This is a genomic window from Agrobacterium sp. CCNWLW155, assembly GCF_036888815.1.
Lineage (GTDB): Bacteria > Pseudomonadota > Alphaproteobacteria > Rhizobiales > Rhizobiaceae > Agrobacterium > Agrobacterium radiobacter.
Window position 1 is genome coordinate 47,443 of the sequence record NZ_JBAKFW010000006.1, and the last position, 15,714, is coordinate 63,156.

The following is a 15,714-nucleotide window of genomic DNA, read 5'->3' on the forward strand; positions in this document are numbered from 1 at the left end:
AGTACTCCACGCCCTTATCCCTTTGCACATGTTGGATTCCATCACCATCCGTGACATGTTTTGCAAGACATGACAGGAATCTTTCCGTCTATGGGGTGCCCGCATGAAACGTCCCACCATCACAGATGTCGCAAAGGCCGCAGGCGTCAGCGTCGCCACCGTCGACCGCGTGCTGAACGGTCGGCTGCCAGTGCGTGAGGAAACCTCCCGGCGGGTGTTCGAGGCGGCGGAGAAGATCGGTTTTCACGCAACCAACATCATTCGCCAGCGCATGCTGGCCGATCTGCCTTCCTATAGTCTCGGTATCATCCTGCGCAAGGAACGGCACGCCTTCTACCAGACCTTTGCCGACGAGTTGGAGCTTGCGGCGCGCAACGTCCGGGATCGCCATCTCAATCTGCGCATCGAATTCGCCCAGTCGGGCGAGCCGAGCGAGCTTGCAGCCCTTTTAACGGGCATGAAGGGCCGTGTGCAGGCCGTGGCGGCCACCGGGCCGGACCATCACGATGTCACTGCCGCCGTGGAGGCCCTGAAGGCGAAGGGCATTCCCACATTTTCGCTGCTTTCGGATTTCGCCCAGGGGGTACGGGAAGCCTATCTCGGCGCCAACAACATGAAAGTGGGGCGCACGGCGGCCTGGATGATCTCGCGGCTGGCGCGCAGCAAGGGCAAGGTGCTTCTGCTGCTCGGCGGTCACCGCTTTCACGGCCATTCGCTGCGCGAGACCGGCTTTCGCAGCTATATGCGGGAATATGCGCCGGAATTCGAGGTGATGGACGCGCTGATCACGCTGGAAACCCGGCGGCTGACCTATGAGCTTGTCATGGACACCATCGCCAAACACAAGGATCTGGTCGGCATCTATTGCGTCGGCGGCGGCATGGAAGGCGTGATAGAGGCCCTGCAGCAGGAAAACCGGCAGGAGAGCATCGTCTGTCTTGTCAACGAACTGACGCCCGAGTCACGTCAGGCGCTGCTGGAAAAGCGTATCAGCGGCATATTCCAGACGCCACTTCGCGAACTATGCACGGACCTCGTCTCCACCATGGTGCACACCATAGAACATGGCATGGCGGAAACGCCGGGGCAGCGGTTTGTGCCCGCCCATCTATGGGTTCCTGAAAGCCTTTGATGGTTTGATGGATTCTATCATAAATTCCGCGTCTCTTTCTATCAGCCTTGATGGTTTCGGCTGGCGCTGACCCGTTGACGCCGGGCGCGGACTGGGAAATCTTGGGCGCATGTGGAACGGGCAGGAGGCTGGTCCACGACACCAACGATGTTTCAGGATTGCCGCACGCCGCAGATGACCGTCTCCGGTGACCGGTATTCCTTTGCCGGCGGTTGCAGCACGATGTGACGAAGTTTGCGTGGCCGGCTTCTTTTCAAGGGTTTTGGAGGAGAACGACATGAAAAGACATTTAGCGATTGCAACGCTTGCCACCATGCTGGCGACCACCGCGTCGGCTGAGACCATCGGCGTTTCGATGGCCCTGTTCGATGACAATTTCCTGACCGTGCTGCGCAATGGCATGATCGATTATTCCAAGGGCATGAACGGCGTTTCGCTGCAGATCGAGGATGCGCAGAACGATGTCGGCAAACAGCTGAGCCAGGTGCAGAACTTCGTCGCCGCCGGCGTCGACGCCATCATCGTCAACCCGGTGGATACGGATGCGACCGTGGCCCTTTCGCAGGCCGCCGCGGCCGCCGGCATTCCGCTCGTCTATGTCAACCGCCAGCCGGTCAATCTCGACAGCCTGCCGGAAAAACAGGCCTTCGTTGCCTCCGATGAAAAACAGTCGGGCACCCTGCAGACGCAGGAAGTCTGCCGTTTGCTGAAGGCGGCCGGCAAGACGGAAGCGAAGGCGGTGGTGATGATGGGCGAGCTTTCCAACCAGGCGGCCCGCATGCGCACGCAGGATATCAAGGATGTGGTGGCCACCCCCGATTGCAGCTTCATCAAGCTTGTCGAGGAACAATCCGCCAACTGGTCGCGTACTCAAGGGTCGGATCTGATGACCAACTGGCTCTCTGCCGGGGTGCAGTTCGATGCCGTCATTTCCAACAATGACGAAATGGCCATCGGCGCTATTCAATCTCTGAAGGCGGCCGGCCGGTCGATGGACAGTGTCATCATCGCCGGTATCGACGCCACGCAGGACGCGCTTGCCGCCATGGCGGCGGGTGATCTGGATGTGAGTGTTTTCCAGAATGCCGCCGGGCAGGGCAAGGGTGCCCTGGATGCGGCGCTGAAACTCGCCAAGGGCGATGCGGTGGACAAGAAGGTCTTCGTTCCCTTCGAACTGGTGACGCCGGCGAACCTCAAGAACTATCAGGCCAAGAACTGAGCCATGGCCTCGCCCAGGCGGCTTCTCCGCTCCCGGGGAGCGCCGCCGGGCGGCCGAACGCGCCGGAGCGGGCGGAATGGCCGGCTCCGGCGACACAGGATGATGCAACCAGCGGCGATTTCCGCGGGAGGAAACCTTGAAAAAATTACTGATGGCGACGGCGCTCTGCATTTTCGCAACGCCGGCTCTTGCCGAGACCCGCGTCGCGGTCTCCATGACGTCTTTCGACAACCCGTTTCTGACGATCCTGCTTAACGGCATCAGGGCCGAGGCCGGGCGCGATAAAAATATCGAGCTTCTGGTGGAAGACGCCCAGCTTGATCCCTCGAAGCAGCTCAATCAGGTGCAGAATTTTATCGCCAATGGCGTCGACGCGATCATCGTCAATGCCGTTGACGGTGACGCCACGGCCGCGATCACCAAAGCCGCGTCCGCCGCAAAAATCCCTCTCGTCTATGTCAATCATCCGCCAGCCGAACTGGAAACCGGCCTGCCTGATGGTGCTGCCTTTGTCGGCTCCAACGAACTCGATTCCGGCACCATGGAGGCGGAAGCGGCCTGCAAGCTGATGGGCGGCAAGGGCAAGGCCGTCATCCTGATGGGACCATTGGAAAACCATGCGGCGCTGGTGCGCACCAAGGATGTGGAAACGGTGTTTTCCCGGCCGGAATGCAAGATCGACATCCTCGAAAAGCAGACGGCGAACTGGAGCCGCACGCAGGCGCAGGATCTCGTCTCCTCCTGGCTGACGGCGGGTGTGCAGTTTGATGCCGTCATCGCCAACAATGATGAAATGGCGATCGGCGCCGCGCAGGCGCTGAAGGCTGCGGGCGTTTCCATGAAGGATGTCGTCATCGCCGGCATCGACGCCACGCCTGACGGCCTCGCCGCCATGCAGGCGGGCGATCTCGACATCACCGTCTACCAGAACGCGACGAAGCAGGGCGAAGTATCCGTTCAGACGGCGGTGAAAGCCGCTGCCGGTGAAAAAGTCGAAAAGACCCTCTGGGTGCCCTTCGAACTGGTGATGCCCGAAAACCTTGGGGAATATCAGGCCCGGAACTGAACCGGAATTTTGGCCGGCATGCCGACCGAATGCCGTCAGCAGAGCAGAAACATGGCCGCCCACGAAAAAAGCCGGCCAAAGGCCGCGGTCTCCTCTTCCGGACCGCGGCCTTGCATAACCGGCCCGCAAGGGCCCTTCGACAGACAATAATGACAAGGAAGCGTATATGCGCATCGCCATCGACCCTTTCATGCACCGCCATCTCAGCCTCGAAGCCCTCCCGTCCAAAGTGAAGGAACTCGGCTTCGACTGGATCGAACTCAGCCCGCGCGCCGATTTCCTCGAATGGTTCAAGGCGCCGCGTGTGTTTCCCGAGCGCATCCGGTCCTTCAAGAAGGCGCTGAAAGAGGCCGATGTCGGTATCGCCTCGCTGCTGCCGATGTATCGCTGGGCCTCCAATGACGAGACCGAACGGCAGGCGGCGGTCAAACACTGGAAACGCGCCATCGAGATCGCCATCGAACTGGAGGTCGACACGATGAACTCCGAATTCGGCCGAGGACCGCATCCCGACAAGGGGTCATGTTATTGCTGCCACACCGGCTCGATGATCGAGGCCTGCGAGGATGCATGGTGGCGCTCGATGGAAGAGCTGGTGCCGATCTTCGAACGCGAAGGCATCAACCTGCATGTCGAGCCGCATCCGGAAGACTGGTGCGAGACGCTGCAGCCGGCGCTGGACATCATCCGCACCGTCAATTCGAAGAACGTCAAATTCCTCTATTGCGCGCCGCATACCTTCTATTTCGGCGACGACACCAAGGCGATGCTGCGGGAAGCCAGGGATGTGCTGGCGCATGTGCATGTGGGCGATACCTTTAACCACAAGGCGAGCTCTGGGCTGCGTTATATCCTCAATCCGCCGGGCACGCAGGCGCGGGTGCACCAGCACTTGAATATCGGCCAGGGCGAAGTGCCATGGGACGACTTCTTCGGCACGCTTTCCGAAATCGGTTTCGATGGCATCATGACCTCCTGCGTCTTCGCCTGGGAGGACAGGGCCGATGAATCGGGCCGGTTCATGTGTGCCGAGATCAACAATTACATCGAAAAATACCGGAAGTGAGGTTTTGAAAATGACTGTGAGAATTGGTGTTATCGGCACCGGCGCCATCGGCCGCGACCATGCCCGCCGCATCAACAGGGTCCTCGGTGGCGCAAAGGTCGTCGCGCTGAGCGATGTCAATCATGGATCGGCGGAAGCGGTGCGTGATGATATCGCCCCGGACGCGGAAATCTTCGCCACCGGCGAGGAGCTGATCGCCTCACCCGATGTGGATGCCGTGCTCGTCACCTCCTGGGGCGCGACGCATGAGCAATATGTGCTGGCGGCAATCGCCGCCGGCAAGCCCTGCTTTTGCGAAAAGCCGCTGGCGACAACGGCGGAAGGTGCAAGACGCATCGTCGATGCCGAGGTGGCCCATGGCGGACGGCTGGTCCAGGTGGGTTTCATGCGCCGGTATGACGCCGGTTACGTGGCGTTGAAACAGGCCGTCGACAACAGGATAGGCGCGCCGATCATGGTGCATGCCGCCCATCGCAACCCGGCGGTTCCGGAGCAATATGTGACCCCGATGGCGATCCACGACACGATGATCCACGAGATCGACGTGCTGCGCTGGCTGCTCGATGATGACTATGTTTCGGCCCGGGTTCTCTTTCCCCGCTCGGCGGCCAGAAGCCATGCGCGGCTGAAGGACCCGCAGATCGTCATTCTGGAGACGGCGAAGGGCACGATCATCGACGTCGAAATCTTCGTAAACTGCCATTACGGTTACGATATCCAGTGCCAGGTGGTGGGCGAGGACGGCATTGCCAGCCTGCCGGAGCCGATGTCGGTGCAGACGCGCCTCGGCGCCAAGCTGCAGAACGATATCCTCACCGACTGGAAGGATCGCTTCATCGCCAGCTACGATGTGGAATTGCAGGACTTCATCCACGCGGCGGCGAAGGGAACGGCATCGGGTCCCAGCTCCTGGGACGGCTATGTGGCGGCCATCACCTCCGACGCCTGCGTCGCCGCGCAGGAGACCGACGGAGCAGCCGTCGCAATTAAGCTTCCCACGCGTCCCGCCCTTTATCAGTGAGGTCTTTCATGCGTTTCGCCATCAACCACATCACCGCCCCGAAGCTCTCCCTTGAGGAGTTCTTCGCGACAGCCCGCGAACTCGGCCTCACCGAAGTCGAAATCCGCAACGACCTGCCTGACATCGTCGGCACGGTGCAGCCGGCTGCCGTGAAGGCGGCGGCCGAAAAGGCCGGCGTGACGATCATCTCGATCAACGCGCTTTATCCCTTCAACGTCTGGTCGGGCGACCTACCTGCACGGGCCGTTGCCATGGCGGACTATGCAGCAGCAAGTGGTGCGAAGGCGCTGGTCATGTGCCCGCTCAACGACGGCACGGAAGTCTCGTTCGATGATCTCGTGGCCGCGCTGACGGCCATGAAGCCGATCCTTGAGGAACGTGGACTGACCGGCTTTGTCGAGCCGCTCGGTTTTCCTGTCTCGTCGCTGCGCACCAAGGCCGAGGCCATCAAGGCCATCGACGCGGCAGGCGGCGGTGATGTCTACAGGCTGGTGCACGACACCTTCCACCACCATCTTGCGGGCGAGACGGTGTTCTTCCCCGAACGTACCGGCCTCGTGCATATTTCCGGCGTAACCGACCCCGCCGTCTCCGTCGCCGATATGCTGGACGCCCACCGTGTGCTGGTGGATGGCGGCGATCGCCTGGAAAATATCGCCCAGATCAGGACGCTTCAGGCGGCCGGTTATAACGGTCCTTACAGCTTCGAACCCTTTGCGTCGGAAGTGCATGCGTTGAAGAATCCGGCCGCTGCCTTGAAGGATAGCATCGACCATATCTCCCGGGCGCTTTGACCGCCTTGCCGCCCGCGGTTTGCTGCGGGCGGCGTTCCCGGGGGATAAACGATCGGTAAAAACCCAGAGAAATCAATTCCGCATTTACGGATGATGCTGTAGTCTTCCGCTGACTAGAGAGCAGTAAACAGGCACGGGTATTCTTCAGATCGACTGCGCGAGGCAGGCTTTCTGCCCGCACCGTCTGAAGAAGAGTGGTTGAATTTTCCCTATATGAAAGCGGATAGGAAAACGACGCTTAAGGACGTGGCGCGGGAGGCGAATGTTTCGCTGAGCACGGCTTCGCACGCCATCAATGGCACCGCACCGTTGACCACGCAGGTTCGCGACCGGGTGCTGGAGGCGGCCCGCACGCTCGGCTACCTCGAAAACCGCAGGCAGAAGGCGACGATCGCCACCCTGCGCGTCGTGTTGCTCGCCATGACCAATGATGCGGCACCGCAGAGCGATCTTAACATGGTCAGCTGGACGATGCTGAACGGCTTCCGGCGCGAATGCGAGCGGCGCGGCATTCGTATCGTTCCCTATGTGAGCGCGACGAGCCGGCTCGATCCCGCCTTGGTGGCAGCGGCGGCGGACGCAGACAATGTCGATGGCATCGTGATCCTGAACGATGACAGGCCGCAGCTGGTCGAGGCGCTGTCGGCGCTTTCGCGGCCGGTGGTTCTCATCAATGGCGAGGATCCGGCCATGATCGTCGATACGGTGACGGCCGAGAACCGTTTTGGCGCGCGGCTTGGTATCGAGCATCTGCTGTCGCTCGGGCATCGCAATATTCTGCACATTACCTGGAAGGGCCGCACGACGATCCGCCGCCGTTATGACGGTTATAGCGACGCCTTTCTTGCGGCGGGCCTGACAGTTCCCGCCGATATGGTCATCGAGGTGGAAAGTTACGAGCCCGAATGGGGGGAAGCCGCCATCCGCCGTCTGCTCGCCGAAGACAAGCCGCTCAGAAACGCCACCGCCATTTTCTGCGCCGCCGACAATCTGGCGCTCGGTTGTCTGAAGGCACTGACGGAGGCAGGAATTCGAGTGCCGGACGATATCTCGGTGCTGGGGTTTGACGATATCATGCCGGCAGCCTTCAGTGCGCCGCCACTCAGCACCATCCAGTTGCCCGCTGACAGGCTGGGCGGTGCGGCGCTTGCGCTGCTGGAGCAGCGGCTTATGGCGGCCGATCCGACACGTCCGGCGCACCGGCTCGAGCTCGGTTGTCGGCTGGTGTTGAGGGGCAGCATCGCACCGCCCCCCAAGTGATGTCAGGGTTTATTTCATTCCCGTGCCGGCAATGCCCGTCGTGATGTAGCGCTGCAGGAACAGGAACACGACGGTGACGGGCGCCAGGCTGAGGAAGGTCATGGCGAGAATATAGTGCCATTGCACCGAGAACTCGCCCTGGAAGGCATTGAGGCCCACCTGTAGCGTGAAGTTTTCGCGGCTGCTGAGAACGATCAGCGGCCAGAGAAAGTCGTTCCAGCGCCAGAGCACCGAAAAGATGGCGAGAACCGCAAGCGCCGGGGCCGTCAGCGGCAGGATGATGCGCCAGAAGATGCGGAATTCACTGGCGGCATCGACGCGCGCCGCCTCGATCAGCTCGTCGGGGATGGTCAGCATATATTGCCGGAGCAGGAACACGCCCGTCGGCGTTGCGACGGTGGGGATGATGACGCCCCAGAGATTGTCAACGAGGCCGACACCGACGATGACAAGATAGGCCGGCACCATGACGACGGTGAGCGGGATCATCAGCGTCGAGATGATCAGCACGAAAATCGCCTTCTCGCCACGGAAACGGTATTTCGAGAGCGCGAAGGCCGCCATGGCGTTGACGATCAAGGTCAGAACCGTCGCGACAAAGGTAACGAAGACCGAGTTCTTGAGGAAGGTCAAGAAGCTGAACTGTGTCAGCGGATCGGTGAAGTTCTCCGTCGCAATGGTCAGTTTCTGAACCGGCGTTATTCCGCGCGTGTCGACGCTGACGGGCGGGCCGGGATTGGCCGGGTCGACCATCTGGGCTTTGAGGCCGACGCGGCGGATCATGGCCATTTCCCGTTCCACGCCATCGATGCTGGCTTTCCACAGGCTGAGCGGCTTGTCGTAACCCTGCACCTCCATCTGCACGGCGGCGCGCGGCAGAAGGCTCGGCGGAAACCGCGTGATCTCGGCTTCCGGTTTCAGCGAAGACATGGCGGCCCAGACGACCGGGATGAGGACGGCAAGCGTGCCGCCGATGAGCCAGACCCAGGAGAGGATATCGGTGAGGCCGATCCGGCCGGGGCGGCGGGTGCGCGTGAGGAAAGAGACGGCGTTGGACATGGTCAGGACTCCATCTTTTTGCCAAGGCGCAATTGCACGAGCGTCAGCGCAAGAAGCACAAGGCCCATGAGAACCGATGCGGCGGATGCAAGACCGAACAGCCTCAGATCGCTGCCGAAGGCCATCTGGTAGATATATTGCACCACGAATGTATTTGCCGTGCCCGGCCCGCCGCCATTGGTCAAAACCCAGGCTTCATCAAAGATCTGCACCGAGCGGATCATCAACAGGATGAGCACGACGAGCAGGTTGGGACCAAGCAGCGGAAGCGTGATGCGGAAGAGCGTGCGCCGGGGCGAAGCGGCGTCGATGGCGGCGGCCTCATAGAGGTCCTTCGGGATGGCCTGAAGGCCCGCCAGCAGGATGAGCGTATAAAAGCCCATATGGAACCAGACAGAGACCACCACGACGAAGAAACGCGACCAGCCGACATCGAGAAGGAAGATTTCCGGCGGCACGCCCAGCATCTGGAAAAAGGCGTTGAGCAGGCCGTTGCGGTCGAGGAACCATTTCCAGATGAGGCCGATGACGACCGGCGACAGCAGGACCGGGTAAAAAAACATGGCGCGGAAGAAACCGCGCGCGGCGATCGCCCGATTGAGGATGAGCGCGGTGATGAGCGCGACCAGCAGCGTGGCGATGACGTTGAAGCCGACGAACCACAAAGTGTTCCAGATCGCCGTCCAGAACAGGGATTCCCGGCAGCTTCCGGGGTCCATATAGCTCTGGCAATCCAGCAGCTTGCCGAAATTCTCGAAACCGACGAAGGGGCGGTCGGTGATCAAAAGTTCGGTGCCGCCGGTAAAGGCGTAACCGACGGCAATCGCAATCGGCAGGAAGGTGAAAATGCCGAAGAGAACGAGGTTCGGCATCAGGAAAATATAGGGCATGCGCCTCTTGCCGATCAGCCGCTCGATGAAGTTGAGCGGCACTTCGGCAATCGCCATCACGGCATCGAGCACACGGTCGGACAGTCTCGCGAGCTTCGGATTGGCCATGCTACCCTCTCCCTTCGCTCGCAAGGCGCGGCAGCGCCAGTTCGGTGGCGGGATCGAAGACATGCACCTTCTCACGCGCCGGCATGATCTTCAGCACCGAGCCGGAAGCGGGCGCGAAATGGCCCGCCTGATGCACGATGATCTGCTCCTTCTCACCCTTGATATTGCCGTAGAGATAGGTCTCGGTGCCGAGGCTTTCGTGGTACTGCACCTCGAAGGGCAGACCGGCATCCGCGATGGTGAAATGCGAGGGGCGTATGCCCGCCAGAACCGCCTGTCCCGGACTGACGGTTGCCGGATCGACAAGGCAGGGCAGGGACACGTCGTAGCCGGCGTCGATGGCGATGCCGCCGTCGCTGCCCTTGGTGATGACGCCCTTCAGCATGTTCATGCGCGGCGAGCCAAGGAAACCGGCGACGAAGAGATTGCGCGGATTGTCGAAAAGCTCGAGCGGGCTGCCCACCTGCTCGATGCGCCCGGCGCGCAGCACCACGATCTTGTCGGCCATGGTCATGGCTTCCACCTGATCATGGGTGACATAGATCATCGTCGTCTTGATATCGCGATGCAGCCTCGTGATTTCGGCGCGGGTCTGGACGCGCAGCGCCGCATCGAGGTTCGATAGCGGTTCGTCGAACAGGAAGATATCAGGCTCGCGCACGATGGCGCGGCCGATGGCGACGCGCTGGCGCTGGCCGCCGGAAAGCTGTTTCGGCTTGCGGTCGAGATAGGGTTCGATGGCCAGCATGCGCGCCGCCTCGTTGATGCGGCTTTCGATTTCCGCCCGCTTGAAGCGCAGGTTCTCCAGCCCGAATGCAAGGTTCTTGCGCACGCTCATATGCGGATAAAGCGCATAGGACTGGAAGACCATGGCGATCTTGCGCTCGGCGGGAGAAAGCGCGCTGACATCGCGATTGCCGATGGCGATTGTGCCCGACGTGACGTCTTCGAGACCGGCGATGATGCGCAGCAGCGTCGATTTTCCGCAGCCTGAAGGGCCGACGAAAACGACGAATTCGCCGTTTTCGATCTGAAGGTCGATGTCATGCAGCACATGAACGGCGCCGAACGCCTTGTTGAGGTTTTCAAGTTTCAGACTTCCCATCACCTGCTCCCTTCATCAGAGCCCGTCGTCGCGACGATCTCCTGCCTGTTCCAGCCCTCGGGCAAGGGCGTCGATCTTTTAATGGCGACATCATGCGCCGAAAATCCGTGAACGCCCTCAAGGTAGATCGCGGGCATGCCGCCCGGATAATCCTCCATGCCGACGATCCGGCCCTCAGCATCTTGCGTCCAGGCATTGGCGCGGCCGGCCGCATCGGCGCTTGGCGCAATATCGGCATTGGTGGGGCGCAGATCATATTGCAGGCCGGTGCCGAGCTTGCCGGGTTGCTGCGCAAGCGTGATGCGCTCCAGCCGGACATTGTGAATGCCGGCCTTCGAGGTGGCGACGAGGTTGATCGCGCCTTCCATCGAGCCGCTCAGGTCTTCCACGACCAGATTGTCCACACTGCCGGCCTGCCGTTCGGGGCGACGATCGACAACGGTGACGGTGACCGCTTCACCCGAACCCCAGAAGCCGCCCGGCGTTTCGTGGCACTCGGCTTTAATCCGTGAAAAGCGGATGTTGCGCATCGCGCCGCCATCGCGGGAGAAAAGGCCGACACCGCGGTTGGACTGGACGATACTGCAATCCTCGAACACGACATTGGTGAAGTCACCGAAGGATTCCGTGCCCAGTTTCAGCGCGCAGCTCATGCTGGAAACGGTGCAACGGCGAACGGTGATATCGGCGCAGACCCCCACCGCCTTGCCATCCGGTCCGGCGCTGGTCTTCAGGCAGATGCCGTCATCGGCAGTGGAGATAAAGCAGTCCTCAATCAATGCGCGGCGGCAGGCATCCAGCACGATGCCGTCCGTATTCGGCAGGCGGCGGTCGTTTTCGATGCGGAGATTGCGGAAATGGAGGTCTTCGCAATCGACCATATGCAGCGTCCACATGGGTGAAGCGCTGACGTGGAGGTTTTCGAGGCACACGTTGCGGCAGGCTTCCAGCACCATGACGCGCGGGCGTTTTTTGGCTGGAACATAGGTGCCCATGGCCTTGTCGTCGCCGATGATGAAGTTCTCACCGCCGGCCTCGATGCGGCCGGGACCGGTGACGGCGATGTCGTGCGCGCCGCTCGCGATGATCATGCCGCGGTTGGAATCCTCGGCGATGACCGAAACCGTCGTATCCGCATAGGCCTCGTAATCGGAAACGGGTGCAAGTACCGCCTCTTCGGCAAGGTGCAGTTCCACGCCGCTTTTAAGAACAAGGCCGCCGCTGACATGGCGCCCGGCTGCGAGCGATACACGCCCGCCGCCTGCGGCCGATACGGTGTCTATTGCCAGCTGGATAACGGCCGTGGCGTCGCGGCCATCGGCTGCGGCTGTGATTTCGCGGTTCATGCTCATGATGCCTGCGGCCTTTTCAGAAAAACGTCGATCAAAAGCAGCATCGTCAGCGCCTGCCCGTAGGGTGTGGGCAGATTGGGAATGCGGCGGTAGAAGTCGAGATCATGACCCATCGGCGTACCGTCGGAAACGCCGTGGACGACGCCCTCATCGTCGATATTGCCAAGCACCGCCTTCAGCGCGCGTTCCGCATGCGGCCGGTTCTCTTCGCCGAGGATGCCGGCCTCAATGCCGCGCAGAATGCCATAGGCGATGCCTGCCGTCGCCGATGTCTCGACCGGCGATGTGGGATCGTCGAGCAGCGTGTGGAACATGCCGTCCTCACGCTGGTATTGCCTGAGCGACCGCACCTGGCTCGCCAGTACATTGGCGAGGAAACGTTTGTCCTTTCCGGCAAGCGTCGGCACCAGTTCGAAGAGTTCGGGAATGGCGACGGTGATCCAGGAATTGCCGCGCGCCCAGAAGGCGTCAGCGAAATTATGGCGGCCGTTGAAGGTCCAGCCGTGATACCAGAGGCCGGTGACGGGGTCCGACAGATAACGCGTATGGATCATGAACTGATAGACCGCTTCGTCGATCCAGTCCTGGCGTTTGCAGACGACGCCGGCGCGGGCGAGGAACAGACAGGCCATGAACAGCGTGTCGTCCCATAATTCGCCTTCATTCAGCCGTTCCTTGACGACGTGCTGGAAGCCGCCATCTTCGGTTTTCGGCAATTCATGCACCAGCCAGTCGGCCCAGTCTTCCACCAGCGCACGGAAATTCGGCCGGTCGACATGTTCGGTCAGGATGACAAGCGGCAGCATCGGCGCGGAACTGTTGATCTGGCGCGGCGGCAGGCCACGCTCGATCTGCCAGCCATACCATGTCACGAGGTCGTCCAATGCCTTCTGGTCGTTGGCGGCCAGCGCCCGGCGCAGGAAACCGTACAGGCCCACACCCACTTCCCAGTCCCATTCATCGAACTGGATCTTGCCGTCGGAACTGCCGCTGACCAGACCTTCCTGAATGCCCTTGAGGCGGCTGAAGGCGGCGGCGACATTGTCGATCGTCGTCCTGAGAGTGTCTTTTTCCGTGCTTGGCTGGTTCATCTGTCAATTCCGCTTAGGAGTAGAAGGGTCGTGTCGCGCCGCCCGAGGCGGGATCGGCACTTTCGAAGGTAATTTTGGGTTGGGGCTGGTCGTGGTCGAAGGCCATGGCCTGACCGCCGATGGTGAATGCGCCTTCCCAGGTCAGGGTAAGCTCAGGTCCGCCCGGCGGCGTGACCGAGAGCAGCCGCCTTTCGGCATTGAAGGTGACCTGTGTGGCGAGAATTTTCTCGCGGAAACGGGCGAAGGCTTGCCCGTCGCCGCAGCCGATGACGCCCACCCAGCCGGCGCGGCGGCCGGGTGATCTGATCTCGCGATTGGCGGTGGCGCCGGCAGTGATGGGCTGAAGCCCGTTTGTTGCATAAAGCGCGGCAAAGCCACGGCCCGAACGGGTGATGAGCCAGTTGCCCTCCATCAGCACCTCGTCCAGCCCGTCGCGGCCGAGATAGGCATGGGTCCAGTCGTTGCGGTGATCGTCCGTGTCGAAGATCAGCATGGCCAGATCGCGATGCTGCGCCACACGCGGCAGGATGCCGCTTCCCGCCCAATAGGAAGGGCGCTGCGTGCCCCATGGATCGTCTTCACCGGGATGATTGACCCAGAGCCGCGCCATCGGATGGCCGGCAAGCTTGATGTCCATGACATGCTGCTGGTGGCCCTTGCGGCCGGTCTTGTGGTCGACAACGGTGGAAAGCTGGGCGGCCTCATTCTTGAACAGCACAAGCTTGCCGGGCTCCAGCCCCTGCGCATACCGCGCCTCGACCATGCGGCCGGTTTCCAGCTGGGAGAGGGCGGCAAGATGCGCCGGCGGCAGGTAGTCGCCGCAGCAGAACATCGGTAGCGAGGCGACGCCATTATTGAGCCAGCCTTTGCCAAAGGCGACCTCAGCAAAGGGCGCCAGTTCCGTCAGCGGCCCGGCGCGCAGTTCCTTGTCATAGGCTCTGCCTTGCGAACCGGAAGGGACGCCGCCGAGTGTGTGCAACGCGATCATCTCGAAAATGAGATCGAGCTGATGGCGGGCACGGGCGGCAAGTTCCGGCCCCGCCCAATGTTCGATGGCAAGAAGGCCGATGAAATCCACCGGGTAGTAGGCGGCGGAGTTCCATTCGGCGAGGCCATGCGCCTCGACGCTGTCGAACCAGCGCTCCAGACGGTCGGCGGCCAGCGCCGCCTGCTGCCGGCCGGAGCGGCCCGACGCGGTGAAAAGGGCATCCGGCAAATAGTCGCCGGCCAGCAGCTGGCTGGTGTGGAAACAAAGAACATGGTTCTCACTCCAGAACCACATGACGTCATTGCCCGGTTCGTCCACCCAGTAACGATAGCCGAGGATCGTTGCATCGATCCGCGCCCGCATGTCGGCCGGCAGCCGGTCGCCATAGGCGCGCACCAGCCAGAGCAGCGGGATCATCACGAAATCGGAGCAGTCTTCGCGCCTGTCGATGGAATGCAGCGTCGCATCAACGATGCCGCCAATCGTCTCGATGTCATCGCTGCCGGTGGCGACCATCGCCAGCGCGCGGCCGATGCGCCAGGCGCCGAAACGGGCGCTGAAGGAGAGGGCCGCCTTTTTGCGCTCGTTGATATCGGCATTGGATGCTTCCGGCGCGATATCATGCATGAAGGCGGCGTCGATGAGGCGGGTGACCGTCCCCGCTCCCGAACCCATGGTGATCCTGACACCGTGATACCCGTCCGGAATGCCCGACGTTCCGGGGATCGTCAGCGCGGATTGCCCGGCCTTCAGCACGGTGTCCACTTCCGCAAGCGCGGCGCGCTCGTGGCCATGGCTTTTGACGGCAATATGCACCGGCAGGTCGTTTGCCGGGGCCGCGCCGAAGACCAGTTCGAGAGGCGTGCCGGAAAATACATCCCGCGCCGGGTGAACGTCGCGCACCAGTGCGGCCAGACGCTTCGTCTCCTCCCGGTCGAGCGGCACCGGCAGCACGACGGTGAGCGGCACCGAATCGATGACCTCAAGTTCGAAAAACCAGATGATGTCGCGCTCCGCCAGATCTTCGCAGAGCAGCAGCACCTCGTTATCGCCCACCGCAAGATCGAGCGTGATGTCACGGCTGCTTTCGACATTGCGGATAAAGGGTTCGAAACGGACCTGTTCGACGCCGCCGACCCAGATGCGCACGCCGCCGCAGGTGCGCAGCCGGAAATGCGCCTTCCTTGCGGTCTCGCTGCGGAAGGTGCCCTTCAGCCAGCGCTGTACGTGGGTCGGAACATGCCAGAAGCCGGTGAATTCGACGCGGCGGTTGGAGCCTGGCAGGTTGAGGTGTGACACCGGCCACCCGGTATCGGGCGCGATATCGCGGCCGATCATGGTTTCCTGGAAAGCCTTGCGGCAGGGCAGGTCGCCCACATCCACGAAACCATTGATGAAGCGATAGTTCACGCGGTCTTCGGCGGGGGCTGCGATGCCGGGAAACGACGTCTCCACGAGATCGGAGACGATCCAGGCGGTCACCGTCTCGCCATCCGTGACGGTATATGTCGGCTGCGACGCATTCGCCGCAAATGCTCCATCCGTCATAATGGATCGCCTCCC

Annotated in this window: 13 protein-coding genes; 7 read left to right on the forward strand and 6 right to left on the reverse strand. The window is 61.7% G+C overall.

The features are described from left to right. Window positions 1-103: 103 nt before the first annotated feature. From V6S97_RS18385 to V6S97_RS18415, 7 genes are all read left to right on the forward strand, one after another. A complete protein-coding gene (locus V6S97_RS18385) occupies window positions 104-1,132 on the forward strand; it encodes a LacI family DNA-binding transcriptional regulator (protein WP_112493844.1) in 1,029 nt (342 codons plus the stop codon). 277 nt (window positions 1,133-1,409) lie between these two features. Further along, complete coding sequence (locus V6S97_RS18390) at window positions 1,410-2,351, forward strand: sugar ABC transporter substrate-binding protein (RefSeq protein WP_112493843.1); 942 nt, start codon at window positions 1,410-1,412, stop codon at window positions 2,349-2,351. A 151-nt stretch (window positions 2,352-2,502) separates the two neighbouring features. Then, window positions 2,503-3,417: a substrate-binding domain-containing protein gene (locus tag V6S97_RS18395; protein WP_165920049.1), complete on the forward strand. Its 915-nt coding sequence runs from the start codon at window positions 2,503-2,505 to the stop codon at window positions 3,415-3,417. A gap of 166 nt (window positions 3,418-3,583) precedes the next feature. Beyond that, the gene (locus tag V6S97_RS18400) at window positions 3,584-4,483 is read left to right on the forward strand and encodes a sugar phosphate isomerase/epimerase family protein (protein ID WP_080864496.1); all 900 of its coding nucleotides are present in this window, start codon (window positions 3,584-3,586) and stop codon (window positions 4,481-4,483) included. Window positions 4,484-4,493: 10 nt separating this feature from the next. Beyond that, on the forward strand, window positions 4,494-5,504 hold the full coding sequence (locus V6S97_RS18405) for a Gfo/Idh/MocA family protein (RefSeq protein ID WP_080864495.1): 1,011 nt from the start codon (window positions 4,494-4,496) through the stop codon (window positions 5,502-5,504). 8 nt (window positions 5,505-5,512) lie between these two features. Then, the gene (locus V6S97_RS18410; protein ID WP_334427593.1) at window positions 5,513-6,298 is read left to right on the forward strand and encodes a TIM barrel protein; all 786 of its coding nucleotides are present in this window, start codon (window positions 5,513-5,515) and stop codon (window positions 6,296-6,298) included. Between the two features lie 213 nt (window positions 6,299-6,511). After that, window positions 6,512-7,558, forward strand: coding sequence for a LacI family DNA-binding transcriptional regulator (locus tag V6S97_RS18415; protein WP_170318981.1), 1,047 nt, complete (start codon window positions 6,512-6,514; stop codon window positions 7,556-7,558). A 9-nt stretch (window positions 7,559-7,567) separates the two neighbouring features. On the opposite strand, the gene V6S97_RS18420 is transcribed toward V6S97_RS18415, so the two are convergent. The 6 genes from V6S97_RS18420 to V6S97_RS18445 are packed head-to-tail and all read right to left on the reverse strand — an operon-like array spanning window position 7,568 to window position 15,699. Further along, entirely contained in the window at window positions 7,568-8,617 is a 1,050-nt protein-coding gene (locus tag V6S97_RS18420; RefSeq protein ID WP_334427594.1) for a carbohydrate ABC transporter permease, read from the reverse strand. A 2-nt stretch (window positions 8,618-8,619) separates the two neighbouring features. After that, window positions 8,620-9,615, reverse strand: coding sequence for a carbohydrate ABC transporter permease (locus V6S97_RS18425; RefSeq protein ID WP_087746824.1), 996 nt, complete (start codon window positions 9,613-9,615; stop codon window positions 8,620-8,622). A gap of 1 nt (window position 9,616) precedes the next feature. After that, on the reverse strand, window positions 9,617-10,720 hold the full coding sequence (locus V6S97_RS18430; protein WP_334427595.1) for an ABC transporter ATP-binding protein: 1,104 nt from the start codon (window positions 10,718-10,720) through the stop codon (window positions 9,617-9,619). Further along, the gene (gene pglB / locus V6S97_RS18435) at window positions 10,720-12,072 is read right to left on the reverse strand and encodes a polygalacturonase PglB (protein ID WP_334427596.1); all 1,353 of its coding nucleotides are present in this window, start codon (window positions 12,070-12,072) and stop codon (window positions 10,720-10,722) included. Before pglB ends, V6S97_RS18430 begins: the two co-directional genes overlap by 1 nt. Beyond that, the gene (gene bglB / locus V6S97_RS18440; RefSeq protein WP_111834862.1) at window positions 12,069-13,163 is read right to left on the reverse strand and encodes a beta-galactosidase BglB; all 1,095 of its coding nucleotides are present in this window, start codon (window positions 13,161-13,163) and stop codon (window positions 12,069-12,071) included. Before bglB ends, pglB begins: the two co-directional genes overlap by 4 nt. 13 nt (window positions 13,164-13,176) lie before the next feature. After that, window positions 13,177-15,699, reverse strand: a complete 2,523-nt coding sequence (locus V6S97_RS18445) for a hypothetical protein (protein ID WP_334427597.1) — start codon at window positions 15,697-15,699, stop codon at window positions 13,177-13,179. Window positions 15,700-15,714 lie beyond the last annotated feature (15 nt).

Coding starts and splice junctions, on each gene's coding strand:
- bglB (WP_111834862.1), bottom strand. CDS start 13,163: ATGAACCAGCCAAGCACGGAAAAAGACACTCTCAGGACGACGATCGAC.
- V6S97_RS18430 (WP_334427595.1), bottom strand. CDS start 10,720: ATGGGAAGTCTGAAACTTGAAAACCTCAACAAGGCGTTCGGCGCCGTT.
- V6S97_RS18400 (WP_080864496.1), top strand. CDS start 3,584: ATGCGCATCGCCATCGACCCTTTCATGCACCGCCATCTCAGCCTCGAA.
- V6S97_RS18415 (WP_170318981.1), top strand. CDS start 6,512: ATGAAAGCGGATAGGAAAACGACGCTTAAGGACGTGGCGCGGGAGGCG.
- pglB (WP_334427596.1), bottom strand. CDS start 12,072: ATGAGCATGAACCGCGAAATCACAGCCGCAGCCGATGGCCGCGACGCC.
- V6S97_RS18445 (WP_334427597.1), bottom strand. CDS start 15,699: ATGACGGATGGAGCATTTGCGGCGAATGCGTCGCAGCCGACATATACC.
- V6S97_RS18385 (WP_112493844.1), top strand. CDS start 104: ATGAAACGTCCCACCATCACAGATGTCGCAAAGGCCGCAGGCGTCAGC.
- V6S97_RS18395 (WP_165920049.1), top strand. CDS start 2,503: ATGGCGACGGCGCTCTGCATTTTCGCAACGCCGGCTCTTGCCGAGACC.
- V6S97_RS18405 (WP_080864495.1), top strand. CDS start 4,494: ATGACTGTGAGAATTGGTGTTATCGGCACCGGCGCCATCGGCCGCGAC.
- V6S97_RS18410 (WP_334427593.1), top strand. CDS start 5,513: ATGCGTTTCGCCATCAACCACATCACCGCCCCGAAGCTCTCCCTTGAG.
- V6S97_RS18425 (WP_087746824.1), bottom strand. CDS start 9,615: ATGGCCAATCCGAAGCTCGCGAGACTGTCCGACCGTGTGCTCGATGCC.
- V6S97_RS18390 (WP_112493843.1), top strand. CDS start 1,410: ATGAAAAGACATTTAGCGATTGCAACGCTTGCCACCATGCTGGCGACC.
- V6S97_RS18420 (WP_334427594.1), bottom strand. CDS start 8,617: ATGTCCAACGCCGTCTCTTTCCTCACGCGCACCCGCCGCCCCGGCCGG.